The following is a 14,444-nucleotide window of genomic DNA, read 5'->3' as shown; positions in this document are numbered from 1 at the left end:
GTGGTGGCGGAGGTTCGCGGATGCTGTACGTGATCGTCTGTGCCGCCGCGCCGGCGCCCGGGGTCGGGGAGCTGGTCGCGGCTGCGCTGGACGAGGGGTGGGAGGTGTGCGTGCTCGCCACGCCGGCGGCGGTCGCCTTCCTCGATGCGGCGGCGCTCCAGGCGCAGACCGGGTGGCCGGTGTTCAGCGAGTACCGGCGGCCCGGGGAGGCGAAGCGGCAGCCGCCGGCCGACGCGGTGGTGGTCGCCCCGGCGACGTACAACACCGTCAACAAGTGGGCGGCCGGGATCGTCGACAACTACGCGCTGGGGTCGTTCTCCGAGGCGACCGGGCTCGGGGTGCCGGTGGTGGTGCTCGCCTCGGTCGGCGACGCGCTCGCCGGGAACCGGGTGTTCCGGCGGAGCCTGGAGGAGTTGCGTGAAGCCGGGGTGCGGGTGCTGCGGGGGGACGAGGGCGGGGGTGAGGAGTTTCCCTGGGGGACGGCGCTGGCGGCGCTGCGGGACACGCGCGGGTCGTGAAGAAGGGGTGAGAGGGCTGGTGAGATGCCGTCCCGGTGAGATGGAGTCCTCGTGCAGACGCAGAGAGGGCCCCTCGCCGGAGCGAGGGGCCCTCTTCACGCGGAGGCTGAGGGATTTGAACCCTCGATGGGCTTGAAGGCCCAAACCGCATTAGCAGTGCGGCGCCATAGACCGGACTAGGCGAAGCCTCCCTGCGTGGGACATGGTGCACCGAGTGGCGATCACGTCCGTCTGCATGGATGATGCCACAGCCACGCGGGCTGCGGCTAACCGGTAACCACGTTACTAGGCGGATCGCCGCTATCGCAAAAATGAGTGTGGGATAGTGCCTACTGGCGAGCCTGGGGGAGGTCAGCCGGCGCAGCGGCGGACCGGGCCGGTGCGGAAGGGATGTCCAGCTAGGGAGGACGGCTCGTTGTGAGCAGCAGGCCGACCCGAGGCACTGCTCGCCTCGCAGCCATACTCGACGCGCTTCCGGATGCCTTGCTGCTGGTGAACAGCAACGGCACCGTGGTGGACGCGAACGCCGCAGCCGTGCGCGCCCTGCAGGCACCGGGCACCGCCCTGGTCGGCATGGGCGTGCTCGACCTGCTCCCGGAGTTCGACCCGAGCCGGATCCCCGGGTCCATGCGCCCGCGCACCCGCGGCGAGGACGGCACCGTGGAGGACGACGGCACCCCCGTGCGGATGTCCGCCCGGCGGACCGACGGGACGGTCTTCCCGGTCGAGGTGGCCGGCAACGAGTTCGAGGACGACGGCCTGCTCGGCGGCGGCCTGGGCGAGAACAGCAGCAGGGACGGCTACGGCCCCTACGACTCCTACGGCGGCGTGTCCCGCTACGGGTACGGCGCGAGCGGTGGCGGCAGCGGGCGGCCCGCCGACCGGCAGTTGCTGCTGATCGTGGTGCGCGACCTCTCCGGACGGCTGGAGGTCGAGGCCGAGCTGCGGCGCCAGCACAAGCAGACCGAGATGATCCTGCGCGCCGCCGCAGAAGGCGTGCTCGGCGTGGACATCGACGGCCGGGTGGTGCTGGTCAACCCGGCCGCCGCGCACATCCTCGGCTACCGGGCCAGTGAGCTGGGCGGCCAGGAGCTGCTGCCGCTGGTCCAGCACTCCAAGGCGGACGGCACTCCGCAGCCCGCCGAGGAGTCCCCGCTCGCGGACACCCTCGCCTCGGGCCGCAAGCACCGGGTGCGCACCGCGGTGCTGTGGCGCAAGGACGGCCGCCCGGTGAGCGTGGAGCTGTCCACCGCACCGGTCCGGGACGGGGAGCAGTTGGTCGGCGCGGTGATGACGTTCACCGACCGGAGCGCCTACCTGGCCCTGGCCGCACGCCACGAGCACCTCACCGCCGTGCTGCAGGACGAGATGAAGGAGCCGCTGACCCGGCTTCAGACCACCCTGGAGAAGCTGGCCGCCGATCCGGCCGGGCAGCTGTGGCCGGAGGCCAACTGGGTGCTGCGGCGACTGGCCGCCGACATCTCGCGCAGCTCGCGGCTGGTCGACGGGGTGCTGTCGTACCAGCGCTTCGACGCGGCGCTCGACGCCGGGCGGGAGAACCTGGACCGCCGCCCGGTCGGGCTCGACCAGGTGGTGCGGCGCGCGGTGCTGGCGGCGACGGAGCTGGTCGGCGAGGACCGGGTGCGGTTCGCGGTGCACCCCTCCGAGGTCGAGGTGATCGCCGACCAGGAGCGGCTGGCGCAGGCCCTGGGCCATCTGATCGCGGACGTGGCCTCGGCCGCGGACGCCCCGGCGGAGGGCTCCTCGGCTTCGTCCGGCGGCGCGGGGCTGTACGGGATGGCCGTGGGTGTGGCCTCCGGGCTGACGGGGACGCCGGCGCAGGGGCCGACCGTGGTGATAGCGGCCGCGCAGCGCGGCTCGGTGGCGCGGATCGAGGTGCGCGGGCCGAGCGCGGGCGGCAGCCCGGTTCATCTGCCGATAGCCCGGGGCATGGTGGAGCGGCACGGCGGCGTGCTGCAGTCGCACGAGCTCCCGGGCAAGCAGGGCCGCACCTATGTGGTGGAGCTTCCGCTGGACCCGGCGACCGCGCAGGAGGCGGCCGAGCGTGCCGCCGCCGCGGCGCGGACGGCGGACCGGCCCAAGGAGAACGACACGGCGATGCTGCCGGAGCTGCCCGGGATCGGCGGGCCGGTCGCCCAGGCCCACGAGGCCGCTCCGGAACCGGGCTCGGCGGCAGGCGTCGCAGCGGCGCTGCCCGCAGCGCGGCGCAGTGACGAGAGCCTGCCCGGCCGCTCGGAGGGCGGCAACGGCGGCCAGGGCGACAGTGGCGGCACTAGCAGTGGCGGCAACAGCGGTGGCGTTGGCGGCAGCCACGGTCGCGGGGGCCCGGGCGCGGCCGGCGGGTCGACTCCGGCCGAGGGGACAGACCGCTCGCGCCGGCGCCGTGCCCTGCCCGCGCCGGAGGTGGTCCGGCCCCCGCGTGCGGTGACGGAGGCTCAGCAGGCCGCCGAGCGGGCCGAACAGGAGCAGCAGCGCCAGGCCCAGGCGCACGCCCAGGCACAAGCCCAGGCACAGGCACAGGGGGCCGGCGGCTTCCCGGGGCTGATCGGCGGGCCGGTCTACCCCGGGCTTGAGCACGCCCTTCCGCCCGCCGGGAGCAGGGCCGAGGTATCCGCGCCCGCCGCCGTGGCCGAGCTGCCCGCGCCGAGCGGCGGCCGTCGGCGGCGGCTGGCCATGCCGCCGGGCACCGACAACGACGGCCGTAGCGGTCAGGACGGTGCGGCGCCCGCGCAGCGGGAGCTCGAAGCGGTGCCGGTGCCGGCCCAGGCACCCTCGCCGCACCAGCAGCCGCAGGCCGCCTCGGGCCCGTCCGCGCTGCAGCCGGTGCCGGCCGCGGCCCCGTTCGGCGGCCGGTTCGGCCCGGACGGCGGCGGCAACGGCGGCGGCGGAGGCAACGGCAGCGCCGGCAGCGGCGACCCGGGCAGCGGTGGCAATGCCGCGCTCGGTCCGGTGCAGGAGTCGCCGGCGCTGGAGGCCGCTCCCGACCGGGGCCGGGCGGAGTCGGAGCCGGACCTGGAGCCCCGGTCCGCCGAGGACGAGGCGACCGGTACCGAGAGCCGGTTGGAGTTCATCGCCGGGGCCGACTACCCGACCATGGTCGCCCCCGCCGCCGACGGAAGGCCGCGGCGGCTGCTGGTGTGGCCGGAGCCCGACCCGTCGACCCGTGCGGCACTGCAGGACCGCGGCTACCGTCCCGTCATCGTCCGTACCCGGGAAGAGGTCGAGGGGCAGGTGGCCGGGTTCCCGGCGGCGCTCTTCGTGGACCCGCTGACCGGCCCGATCACCCGGACCGCGCTGCAGTCGCTGCGGTCGGCGGCCGGGGACGCCAATGTCCCGGTGCTGGTGACGGCCGGGCTGGGGCAGGCGACCCGGGAGGCGGCGTACGGCGCCGACCCCGCCGTCCTGCTGCGCGCCCTGGCGCCGCGCGACAGTGAGCGGCACGCGCCGCGGGTGCTGCTGGTCGAGCAGGACCCGGACATCGCGGCGGCGTTCACCGCGACGCTGGAGCGGCGCGGCATGCACGTGGTGCACGCGCTGAGCGAGAACGACGCGGTGGAGAAGGCCGGCAGCGTCCAGCCGAACCTGGTGGTGATGGATCTGATGCTGATCCGCCGCCGCCGGGTCGGCATCGTGGACTGGCTGCGCGGCAGCAACCAGCTGCACCGCACCCCGCTGGTCGTCTACACCTCGGTGGACGGGCCCGCGGAGAGCTCCGGTCTGCGCTCCGGCGAGACGGTGCTGTTCCTCGCGGAGCGCTCGACCAGTGCCGAGGTGCAGGCCCGGATAGTGGACCTGCTGGGGAAGATCGGCAGCCTCGGGCAGTAGGAGCGGCAAGGGCGGTACGGGCGGTAGGGTCACTCGCCCTTGCGGAGGGTGGTCACGTCCAGCTCGCCCTCGGCGTAGGACTTCCGGATCACCTTCTTGTCGAACTTTCCGACCGAGGTCTTGGGCACCGACTCGACGATCGACCAGCGCTCCGGCAGCTGCCAGTGCGCGACCCGTTCGGCGAGGAAGGCCCGCAGCTCGGCGAGGCCGGTCCCGGTGCCGGGCCGCAGCACCACCGTCGCCAGCGGACGCTCGCCCCACTTCTCGTCGGGGACGGCGACCACCGCGGCCTCCAGCACGTCCGGATGGGCCATCAGCTGGTTCTCCAGCTCCACGGACGAGATCCACTCACCGCCGGACTTGATCACGTCCTTGGCCCGGTCGGTGAGGGTGAGGAAGCCGTCGGAGCTGATGGTGCCGACGTCGCCGGTGCGCAGCCAGCCGTCCTCGCTGAACTTCTCCCCCTGCTCGGCGGGCCTGCCGTCGCCGCCGAAGTACGCGGCGGCGATCCACGGGCCGCGGACCTCCAGCTCGCCGGCCGACTCGCCGTCGTGCGGCAGCGCGGTGCCGTCCGGGCCGATCAGACGGGGCTCGACCGAGGCCGGGAAGCGGCCCTGGGTGAGCCGGTAGCGCCAGGTCTCCTCCGGGCCGAGACCGGCCGGCGGGTGCGAGACGCTGCCGAGCGGGGAGGTCTCGGTCATGCCCCAGGCGTGGATGACATTGATCCCGTAGCGGTCCTCGAAGGCCTTCATCAGCGCGGGCGGGCAGGCGGAGCCGCCGATGACGACCCGGCTCATGCTGCTGGTGTCGTACGTCCCGGGGTGGGCGTCGAGCTCGTCCAGCAGGCCGGTCCAGATGGTGGGGACGGCGGCGCTGAAGGTGGGGTGCTCGGCGGTGATCATCGCGGCCAGCGGCTGCGGCTGCAGGAAGCGGTCCGGCATCAGCAGCGAGGTCCCGGCCATGAAGGCGGCATAGGGGATGCCCCAGGCGTTGACGTGGAACATCGGCACCACCGGGAGCACCTTGTCGGCGCTGGTCAGGCCGAAGCTCTCGGCCGAGAGCACCTGCATGGAGTGCAGGTACATGGAGCGGTGCGAGTAGGCGACGCCCTTGGGGTCGCCGGTGGTACCGGAGGTGTAGCAGAGCGCGCCGGCCGTGCGCTCGTCCAGCTCGGCGGGGTGCGGGAAGTCGGTGGAGCGGCCCGCGATCAGCTCCTCGTAGCGGTGCACACCGCCGCTGAAGCCGTCCAGCGGGGCCAGGTCGCCCTCGCCCACGACCACGATATGACGCAGCGTCGGGTTCAGCTGCGGGAGCAGCGGGGCGAGCAGCGGCAGCACCGTGCAGTTGGCGATGATCGTGTGGTCGGCGGCGTGGTTGATGATGAAGGCCAGCTGCTGCGGGGGCAGCCGCAGGTTGAGGGTGTGCAGCACGGCGCCCATGGAGGGGACCGCGAGGTAGGCCTCCTGGTGCTCGGTGTTGTTCCACATCAGGGTGGCCACCCGCTGGTCGCCGGTGACCCCCAGCTCGTCGCGCAGCGCGTTGGCCAGCTGTGCGGCGCGGGCGCCGACCTCGGCGAAGCTGCTGGCCACGGCCTTCTCGCCGTTCCAGGTGGCGACGGTGGAACGGCCGTGGAAAGTCGCCCCGTGGGCGAGGATGCGGCCGATGGTGAGCGGGACGTCCTGCATCGTGCTGAGCACCTGGGTCCTCCTTGACCGTATGTGCCGGCTACCACGCAGTAGTGGCGTGTATGAGTGGTGATTGTGTCGCTCACCAGCCGTCTTGTCAGTAGCCGTCCCACCGCGCCCGGTCAGCGCACCACGGCGATCGGCGCGTCCACGGCGTTCCGGTCGATGGTGATCCGGACCCCGCCGTAGCTCGCGCTGGTGTTGCCGACGAACTGGTGCACCCGCTGGTGGTCCACCCACTCCCCGTCGACCAGCGCGCCGTAGCCGCTGGTGTCGCAGCGGCTGTCCCAGCGGGCGTACCAGACGACGTCGGGCAGTTCGGGGCCGCCGCGGTGGAGCGCGGACCGGGCCAGGTCGCTGATGCCGCTGTCGGAACTGCTGTAGAAGCCGGACAGGTAACCGGCCGAACGGACCGCGTGCGACCAGGCGGCGGTGTACTGCAGCACGGTGCCGGTGCAGCCGCCGTCATGGGGGTAGGACTCCATGTCCAGGTAGAGCGGGCTGCCCGGGGCGATGGCCAGCGACCTGGCGTGGTCCACCGCGTCCCGGCCCTCGGCGGCACCCTGGCCCGCGGCACTGCCCGGGTCCATCCTGGCCGAGCGGCCGTGGGTGAGGCAGGGCGCCTGCAGCCCGACGTAGAGCGGCAGCAGCCCCCAGCCCATGGCGTCGGCCGACCGGGTCCAGCCAGCGCTGAGCTGCGGCTGGGCGCAGGCGCGGTTCCGCCCGCCGATGTAGATGCCGACCGCGCCGTACGGGGAACCGCCCTGCCGCCAGGCGCGGAGGGCGCCGAGGCTGGGCGCGGCGCAGGTGTCGAAGGCCTGGCCGCGGAACACCCGCCGGGTGCGGACGGCTTCGGTGAGCGCCGCGGGGGCGGCTGCGGGGAGCACCTGCGGGGCGGCGTTCGGCGCTTCGCGGGATGCTGCCATGACGGCGTCGTCGCTCGTGGGGGCGAGGTCGGGCTGGGCGAGGCCGGACGGGGCGAGGCCGGGCACCGCGATCGCTTCCAGGTCGGAGAGCCGGACCGGCGCGAGCGACCGCTCCCGTAGGTCGAGGCCGCGGAGCCCCGGCCCCGGCTCCGCCACGGCACCGGTGCAGGTAGCGGCCAGACAGCTGAGTGAGAGCAGCGCGCTGAGGACCACGGAGGACAGGGAAGCGGAGGCGGCATCGACAGCCGTACGGAGAGTAGGCACATGCGATCGTGACCGTAATATCCGATATATCCCGATTAGCCACGCCACAGTAACGCGCTTGCCGCCCGAACGGACCTTACGACAGACTGCCTCCATGTCCTTCCCCGCCGCCGCTCCGACCCCGCCCCCAGCACCGTTCGAGGAGCGCGGCGGCTGGTCCCGAGCATCGGCGCGGCCCGCGGGGACTGAGGGATCGTCACCACCCGGTGGTGGCAGCACCCCGAACCCGCAGCGGCGCCTGGACTCGATCCCGGCGCCGCTCTTCTGTCTCGCCGCCATGCTCACGGTGCAGACGGGCATCGCGCTGTCCACGCCGCTGTTCCGCACGCTCGGCGTCGCGGGGACGACCTCGCTGCGGCTGATCACCGCCGCTCTGGTCCTGCTCGCCTGGACCCGGCCCCGGCTGCGCGGCCGCTCCCCGCGCGCCCTGCTGTCGGCGGCACTGCTGGGCCTGGCCTCGGCCGGGATGACCCTGCTGTTCGCCGACGCGGTGCACCGGCTGCCGATGGGCACGGCGGCGACCATCGAGTTCCTGGGACCGCTGGCGGTGGCCCTGCTCTTCTCCCGGCGGCTGGGCCATGTGCTCTGGGCGGTGCTGGCCGGGGCCGGGGTGATCCTGCTCACCCTGGTCGGCGCCGCGCACTCGGCCTCGCTCGACCCGCGCGGCCTGGCCAGCGCCTTCGGCGCGGCGGCCTGCCTGGCCGGCTACATCCTGCTCACCCAGCGGGTCGGCCGGGCCTTCGACGGCTTCGACGGACTGGCCCTGTCTCTCACCGTCGCCGCGCTCGCCCTGGCCCCCTTCGGGCTGGGCGAGGCCTGGCACGGGCTGGCGCGCAGCGCCGACCCCTGGCTGCTGCTCGCCTCCGCGGCGGGGGTCGCGATGCTGTTCCCGGTGGTCCCCTACCTGCTGGAGATGGTCGCGCTGCGGCGGCTCCCGGAGCGGGTCTTCAGCGTCATCGCCAGTCTGGAACCGGCCGTCAGCGCGCTGATCGGGCTGGTGGTCCTCGGCCAGGTACTCGGCGGCGTGCAGCTGCTCGGCATCGCCTGCGTGGTCGCCGCGAGCGCGGGGGCCGCGGTGACGGGGCGGGAGGCAGGTGCGTGAGGGGGTTCCTGCCGAATCTTGGCTGCGGCGTGTGCATGGCTTGTCGCGCGGTTCCCCGCGCCCCTCTGTAGCTGCAACTGAATCTCGTCAGCGGCCCCGGCTCAGCACCAGCCCCGAGGTCGGGACGCCCGTCCCCGCCGTCACCAGGACGTGCTGCGCGGCGGGGACCTGGTTGACTGCGCTTCCGCGCAGCTGGCGGACGGCTTCGGCGATGCCGTTCATTCCGTGCAGGTAGGCCTCGCCGAGTTGGCCGCCGTGGGTGTTGACCGGGAGGCCGTCGCCCCCGGACCAGTCCAGCTGCAGCCTGCCGCCCGCTGCGAAGGCGGCCCCCTCCCCCGGGCCGCAGAACCCGAACTCCTCCAGCTGCATCAGCACGAACGGGGTGAAGTGGTCGTACAGCACCGCGGTGTCGATGTCGGCCGGGGTGAGGCCGCTGGTGCGCCAGAGCTGGCGGGCGACGACGCCCATCTCCGGGAGGCCGGTGAGGCCGTCGCGGTAGAAGCTGGTCATCGCCTCCTGGTTGCGTCCCGCGCCCTGGGCCGCCGCCGTGATCAGCGCCGGGGTGTGCCGGAGGTCGCGGGCGCGTTCGGAGGTGGTGACCACGAGGGCCTGTCCGCCGTCGGTCTCCTGGCAGCAGTCGAGCAGCCGCAGTGGTTCGACGATCCAGCGGGAGGCGGCGTGGTCCGCCAGGGTGATCGGCCGCCGGTAGAAGTACGCGGCCGGGTTGGTCGCCGCGTGGAAGCGGTCGGCCACCGCTACCGGCGCGAGGACGTCCGGGCTCAACCCGTAGCTGTGCAGATAGCGCTGGGCGTGCAGGGCCACCCAGGAGGCGGGGGTGACCAGCCCGTAGGGCATGGTCCAGCCCATCGCCGCGCCCTCGGACGAGGCCTGACGTGACGTCAGGCCGACGCCGAAGCGGTGCTGCGAGCGTTCGTTGAAGGCGCGGTAGCAGACCACCACTTCGGCGATGCCGGTCGCCACGGCGAGCGCGGCCTGCTGGACGGTGGCACAGGCGGCGCCGCCGCCGTAGTGGACCCTGGAGAAGAAGCTGAGCTCGCCGATGCCGGCCGCCTGGGCGACGGTGATCTCGGGACTGGTGTCCATGGTGAAGGTGACGAGTCCGTCCACATCCTGTGGACGGAGCCCGGCGTCGTCGAGGGCGGCGTGCACGGCCTCGACCGCGAGCTTCAGCTCGCTGCGGCCGGAGTCCTTGGAGAACTCGGTGGCGCCGATGCCGGCGATGGCGGCGCGGCCGCCGAGGGTGTCGGCCCGGTGCAGGCTCATGACTGCGCCTCCCCGGTGGTGAGCCGGACGGTGGCGGTGGCGTGTGCGCCGCGCCGGGTGCGGCCGGTGACGGCGACGGTGCGGCGGGGGCCGTCCCGTTCGACGACCCGTCCGGTGAAGGTGAGCTCGTCGCCCGGGTAGGCGGGGACGCCGAGGCGGACCGAGATGCCGGTCAGCCGGGCCCCGGGGCCGGCCCAGTCGGTGACATAGCGGCCGACCAGGCCGTTGCTGGTGAGGATGTTCATGAAGATGTCCGGGGCGCCCTTGGCGTGGGCGAGTTCGACGTCGTGGTGCACGTCCTGGTAGTCCCGGGAGGCGATGGCGCCGGCCACGATCAGGGTGCGGGTGACCGGGACCCGGAGCGGTGGAAGGTCGTCCGCGGTGGCGGGACGGAACACCGGCAGGGTCAACTCCTCGTCGTAGCACTGGAAGTCGAGCCGGACCGGGAGCCCGATCCGGACCTCCGCGGCGGGCAGGCCCAGGATGTTGCTCACCGTGCGCACCCCCTCCTCCAGTTCGACCAGGGCCACGGCGTACGGGCCCTGCTCCCGGAAGGCGGCGGGCAGGGGGTGGTGCACCACCACGTAGGAGTAGACCGTGCCCGCACCGCTCGCCGCCTCCGCCGTCCAGGCGGCCGAGCCGCAGGCGTTGCAGCCCGGCAGCCAGGGCAGCCGCGGGGTGGCACAGTCCGTGCAGCGTTGGAAGCGCAGTTCGCCCTCGGCGACGCCGTCCCAGAAGCCGGCGTTGTCACGGTTGACGACCGGCCGGGGGCGCAGCGCCCGCTCGCCCTCCGACGACGGCCGGACCGGGGCAGGGGCTTCGGCCGGGCGGAACTTGAGGATGCGGAAGCGGTGGGTGGCGACCGGCACCGCCTCCTCCGCCTTCTCCCCGGCCGCCTCGTCGTAAGCCCGCAGGTCGGTACGGGTGGTGACGAAGCGTCCGACGCCCAGGGCGGTCGACTTCTCGGCGGAGACGGACTCGATCTCGGAGTCGTAGAGCACCCGTTGGCCCGGCCGCAGCGGGCGCAGGTACTCCTGCTCGCAGTCGGTGGCGACGACGGAGGTGAACCCGGCGGCGTCCAGCGCGCCGAGGAGGTCCCCGTACTCCGCGCTTCGACCGTCCCCCACGCCCCCAACGCCCCCCAGCCCCGCCATCGTCCAGGACTGGAGCATGGCCGGCGGGGCGACCTGGGCCGGCCCGGTGTAGGCGGCGTTCGCGTCCCCCATGGCCTCGCACCAGTGCCGGATCATGGGCGCGTTGACGAGATCGAGCGCCCGGCCGCCTACTGCGGCGGGGCGTCCCGCATACGCCTGGAAGGTGTCGGTCACGGATCTGACTGTGCGTCAGATCCCGTGCGCGCGTCAAGACAGCAGTCAGCCCCGGGGCGTGGGACCGGCCCCGGGGCTGACTGTCGCACCGCTCGGCTCAGCTAGCGGGGCCTAGAAGAAGATGCGCACATCGCTGTTGGACTGACTGCTGTACACCGCACCCGAGTTGTCCTTCACACCCAGGGTGTTGTTGGCGTTGGAGGCGCCGGAGCCGGTCGCGGTCTGCTGGGTCCAGTTGGAGTTGCCGTCCACCCAGCCACTGAGGTTGCCGCTGCCGGTGTCGGAGACGACGCTGCTGTTGGAGTGGTCGCTCGCAAAGGAACCGTTGTCGGCGGAGGCGGCACCGGCCCCGGCGAGGAGCAGGGCGATGGCGACCGGGGCGGCGGCGAGGGCGATACGGATGCGGGACATGAATCCTCCAAGTAGTGGAATCCGGTGTGCACTTGGGGCCGGCCCCTGGCCAGGTGGGGCCTCCCCCGACTGCGACGTCGCACCGCAAGACTGACCCAGCGAGTCGACAAATATCCAACGCTTACCGGCTAATTCCCCCGTAAGCGTGACATGGGAGCCCTAACCCCCGAACGACCGACAGTTCGACCCGTAACGGTTTTCCCTTGCCGCACCGCCCATTCGGCCGCCACCGGCCACCCGTCCGGAGCCCCAGGGGCTTGCGGCCTGCGGAAACCGCGCGCCCCGGGCGCGCGGCCGCCGTCCGCGCGTCAACCCGACCGAGAATTCATCACCCGTCAACCCGCAGGCGCGCCCGGTGGGTGTCAGTGGGCGACAGTAGGCTCGCCGTCGAAATGATCCGACCGGTCATCAGGGGCTCTGCATGGAACCTACGTTCGCCGACTTCTCCGTCGCACCTCCGCTGCTCGGCAACGCCGAGGTGCGAACGGGCGGCTGCCACTTCGGCGGGGACCATCTCACGCTGGGCGCCGACGGCAGCGCCGGGTTGGACTTCGAGGTCGACCCGGACGAGGAGATCACCGAGGCGACGCTCAAGGTCACCGCGCTGACGTCCAAACTCGGCCGATCCCCCGGCTTCGCTCCGATGGACATCGTGGTCAACGGCCGGACCCTGGTGGACGCCCTGACCATCCCCGGCGGCGGCGACCTGCCGCAGACGCTGGCCTACGCGGTGCCCGGGAAGCTGCTGCACCCGGGCACCAACACGGTGACCGTGCACAGCTCGGCCGAGTCGGCCTCCATGCTGTGGCTCTACCGGGTGACGCTCGACCCGGTCTACCAGCGGGACCGCTCCGAGCGGGCGCTGGGCGCCAGGGCGGCCGAGCGGGCGGTCTTCGCCTTCAGCACGGAGCGGCGGCCCGCCGGGGCCGAGGACTGGGAGCCGGCGCCCGGGCTCCGCCTCTACATCGAGCGCGGCGAGAGCGCCCTGCCGGCGCAGGTCTCCTGGCGGAGCGCCGACGGCGCGGAGGGCGCCGTCAGCTTCCAGTCCGCGATGACCGACTTCCTCGGCCACCACCGGGCCGCGGACGGCTCCGTGGCCGAGCTCCGCGGTCGGCTCACGGGCCGCTGGGCCCACCCGGAGGGCATCAGCGACGACGCCCCGGTGCACCGCTTCCGGACCGAGGAGGGCTGGGGCGGCGGCTGGCACGAATCCGGCGAGCTGCAGCTGCTGGTGGACCACGGCGGGGTGCCGATGGAGCGGATCACCTGGCGCGACCAGCGGACCAACGGCGGCTCGATATCGCTGTGCCCCGACGGCTCCGGCTTCGTCGGCTTCTACCAGCGGGTCAACGAGGGCCCGATCGGCTACCGCGGGCGCTACGTCCGCACTGTCGGCGCCCAGCGGCCTGACTCCGTCACGGCCGGGGGCTCCGGCCGGGCCGAGCTGCAGGAGGAACTGCTGCGGGTTGCCGACGCGGCTGCGGGGCGGGTGGCCGGGTGGCTGCGGAGCCTCTGACCGTCCTCGGCTGCGGACCGTGGGTGACCGTGGGTGGTCGGGCGCGCAGTTCCCCGCGCCCCTGGGGGCCGCGGCTGAACCCCAGTGGGCCGGTTGCGGCACCACAGGCAGCCGAGGACCCGCCGGAAGTGCCCCTACCCCGTGCGCCGCCGCAGCGTGGCCGCGCCGAGGCCCAGCGCCAGCAGCACGCAGCCGACCACCACGGCGAGGTCGGTCAGCACCGCCGAGCCGACGCCGGGCTCGTTGGTCAGCCTGGTCATCGCGTCCACCGCGTAGGACAGCGGCAGCACGTCCGAGATCCCGCGCAGCACCGCGTTCATCGAGTCGCGCGGGGCGAACAGCCCGCAGAGCAGGAGCTGTGGCAGCAGAAAGGCCGGGAGGAACTGCACCGCCTGGAACTCGGTGGCGGCGAAGGCCGAGACGAACAGGCCCAGGGCGGTGCCCAGCAGCCCGTCCGCGAGGGCCACCGTGAACAGCAGCCAGGACGGCCCGGCGATGTGCAGGCCGAGCACCCCCACGGTGAGGCCGAAGGCCGCCGCGGCCTGGACCAGGGCGACCAGGCCGAGGGCGAGGGCGTAGCCGAAGAGCAGGTCGGCCTTGGCCAGCGGCATGGTGAGCAGCCGCTCCAGGGTGCCGCTGGTGCGCTCCCGGAGCGTGGCGACGCTGGTGACCAGGAACATCACGATCATCGGGAAGATCCCCAGCAGCGGTGCGCCGACACTGTCGAACACGTGTGGTTCGCTGTCGAAGACGTACTTCAGCAGGACGATCAGGACACAGGGGACGAGCAGCAGCAGGGCCAGGGTGCGCGGGTCGTGGCGGAGCTGGGCCAGGACCCGCCGGGCGGTGGCGAGGGTGCGGTGCAGGCTCATGGGGTCGCCTCCGGGGTCGCGCCGACCAGGTTCAGGAAGGCGGCCTCCACGTCCTCGGTGCCGGTGGCGGCCAGCAGGGCCGCCGGGGTGTCGTCGGCGAGCAGCGTGCCCTCGCGCATCAGCAGCAGCCGGGTGCAGCGGTTGGCCTCGTCCATGACGTGACTGCTGATCAGCAAGGTGGCTCCGGCGGCCGCGAGCCGGTGGAACAGGGTCCAGAGCTCCTGTCGCAGCACCGGGTCGAGCCCGACCGTGGGCTCGTCCAGGATCAGCACCTCGGGTGCGCCGAGCAGGGCGGCGGCGAGCGAGACCCGGGCCCGCTCCCCGCCGGAGAGGCTGGCCACGCCCTGGCCGGTGCGGTCGGCGAGGCCGACCAGCCCGGCGACCCGGGACGGGTCGGTCCTCGGCGCCCCGAGGACGTCGGCGAAGTAGCGGAGGTTCTCGCCGACGGTGAGGTCGGCGTAGACGGAGGGCGCCTGGGTGACGTAGCCGACCCGGGAGCGCAGGCCGGCGCTGCCGGCCTGCTGCCCCAGCACGGTCACCGTTCCGGCGGCGGTCCGCTGCACTCCGACGACGCAGCGCAGCAGTGTGGTCTTGCCGCAGCCGCTGGGACCGAGCAGCCCGGTCACGGACCCGGCCGGAACCTGGAGGTCCAGGTCGTGCAGCACGGTCCGGCCGCCGCGCACCACCCGCAG

Annotated in this window: 11 protein-coding genes and 1 tRNA gene; 4 read left to right on the top strand and 8 right to left on the bottom strand. The window is 73.6% G+C overall.

What is annotated here, in order from left to right:
- The coding region (locus TR46_RS36640; protein ID WP_439654421.1) for a flavoprotein at positions 1-518 on the top strand (518 nt) is incomplete at its 5' end.
- Between the two features lie 100 nt (positions 519-618).
- Here the strand turns inward: TR46_RS36640 and TR46_RS36635 are convergent.
- Positions 619-709, bottom strand: a tRNA-Ser gene (locus TR46_RS36635).
- A gap of 226 nt (positions 710-935) precedes the next feature.
- On the opposite strand from TR46_RS36635, the gene TR46_RS36630 reads away from it, so the two are divergent.
- A complete protein-coding gene (locus TR46_RS36630; RefSeq protein ID WP_052433440.1) occupies positions 936-4,364 on the top strand; it encodes a PAS domain-containing protein in 3,429 nt (1,142 codons plus the stop codon).
- Between the two features lie 29 nt (positions 4,365-4,393).
- Here TR46_RS36630 and TR46_RS36625 read toward each other — a convergent pair whose 3' ends face one another.
- Entirely contained in the window at positions 4,394-6,061 is a 1,668-nt protein-coding gene (locus TR46_RS36625; protein WP_042411165.1) for a long-chain fatty acid--CoA ligase, read from the bottom strand.
- 110 nt (positions 6,062-6,171) lie between these two features.
- On the bottom strand, positions 6,172-7,239 hold the full coding sequence (locus tag TR46_RS36620; RefSeq protein WP_161790273.1) for a DUF1906 domain-containing protein: 1,068 nt from the start codon (positions 7,237-7,239) through the stop codon (positions 6,172-6,174).
- 94 nt (positions 7,240-7,333) lie between these two features.
- On the opposite strand from TR46_RS36620, the gene TR46_RS41970 reads away from it, so the two are divergent.
- Entirely contained in the window at positions 7,334-8,341 is a 1,008-nt protein-coding gene (locus TR46_RS41970) for an EamA family transporter (protein ID WP_161790272.1), read from the top strand.
- 87 nt (positions 8,342-8,428) lie between these two features.
- Here the strand turns inward: TR46_RS41970 and TR46_RS36610 are convergent, their stop codons facing one another.
- The 3 genes from TR46_RS36610 to TR46_RS36600 form a co-directional block, all read right to left on the bottom strand.
- On the bottom strand, positions 8,429-9,625 hold the full coding sequence (locus TR46_RS36610; protein ID WP_042411159.1) for a lipid-transfer protein: 1,197 nt from the start codon (positions 9,623-9,625) through the stop codon (positions 8,429-8,431).
- The gene (locus tag TR46_RS36605; RefSeq protein WP_063770755.1) at positions 9,622-10,953 is read right to left on the bottom strand and encodes an OB-fold domain-containing protein; all 1,332 of its coding nucleotides are present in this window, start codon (positions 10,951-10,953) and stop codon (positions 9,622-9,624) included. Before TR46_RS36605 ends, TR46_RS36610 begins: the two co-directional genes overlap by 4 nt.
- 111 nt (positions 10,954-11,064) lie before the next feature.
- A complete protein-coding gene (locus TR46_RS36600; protein WP_042411157.1) occupies positions 11,065-11,364 on the bottom strand; it encodes a hypothetical protein in 300 nt (99 codons plus the stop codon).
- A 421-nt stretch (positions 11,365-11,785) separates the two neighbouring features.
- Between TR46_RS36600 and TR46_RS36595 the strand changes: the two genes are divergently transcribed.
- Complete coding sequence (locus TR46_RS36595) at positions 11,786-12,880, top strand: hypothetical protein (protein ID WP_052433438.1); 1,095 nt, start codon at positions 11,786-11,788, stop codon at positions 12,878-12,880.
- Between the two features lie 134 nt (positions 12,881-13,014).
- Here the strand turns inward: TR46_RS36595 and TR46_RS36590 are convergent, their stop codons facing one another.
- Both TR46_RS36590 and TR46_RS36585 read right to left on the bottom strand, forming a co-directional pair.
- The gene (locus TR46_RS36590) at positions 13,015-13,752 is read right to left on the bottom strand and encodes an ABC transporter permease (protein ID WP_042411154.1); all 738 of its coding nucleotides are present in this window, start codon (positions 13,750-13,752) and stop codon (positions 13,015-13,017) included.
- The coding region (locus tag TR46_RS36585) for an ABC transporter ATP-binding protein (protein ID WP_236655692.1) at positions 13,749-14,444 on the bottom strand (696 nt) is incomplete at its 5' end. The genes TR46_RS36585 and TR46_RS36590, both read right to left, overlap by 4 nt.

Origin of the sequence: Streptacidiphilus carbonis (assembly GCF_000787775.1) — a bacterium.
Classification (GTDB): domain Bacteria; phylum Actinomycetota; class Actinomycetes; order Streptomycetales; family Streptomycetaceae; genus Streptacidiphilus; species Streptacidiphilus carbonis.
The sequence above is the reverse complement of the archived record's forward strand: the minus strand, read 5'-3'. Positions and strand labels throughout refer to the sequence as shown.

What these genes read in the sequence shown, in the direction of transcription:
- TR46_RS41970 (WP_161790272.1), top strand. Translation starts at nt 7,334, where the DNA reads ATGTCCTTCCCCGCCGCCGCTCCGACCCCGCCCCCAGCACCGTTCGAG.
- TR46_RS36610 (WP_042411159.1), bottom strand. Translation starts at nt 9,625, where the DNA reads ATGAGCCTGCACCGGGCCGACACCCTCGGCGGCCGCGCCGCCATCGCC.
- TR46_RS36600 (WP_042411157.1), bottom strand. Translation starts at nt 11,364, where the DNA reads ATGTCCCGCATCCGTATCGCCCTCGCCGCCGCCCCGGTCGCCATCGCC.
- TR46_RS36595 (WP_052433438.1), top strand. Translation starts at nt 11,786, where the DNA reads ATGGAACCTACGTTCGCCGACTTCTCCGTCGCACCTCCGCTGCTCGGC.
- TR46_RS36590 (WP_042411154.1), bottom strand. Translation starts at nt 13,752, where the DNA reads ATGAGCCTGCACCGCACCCTCGCCACCGCCCGGCGGGTCCTGGCCCAG.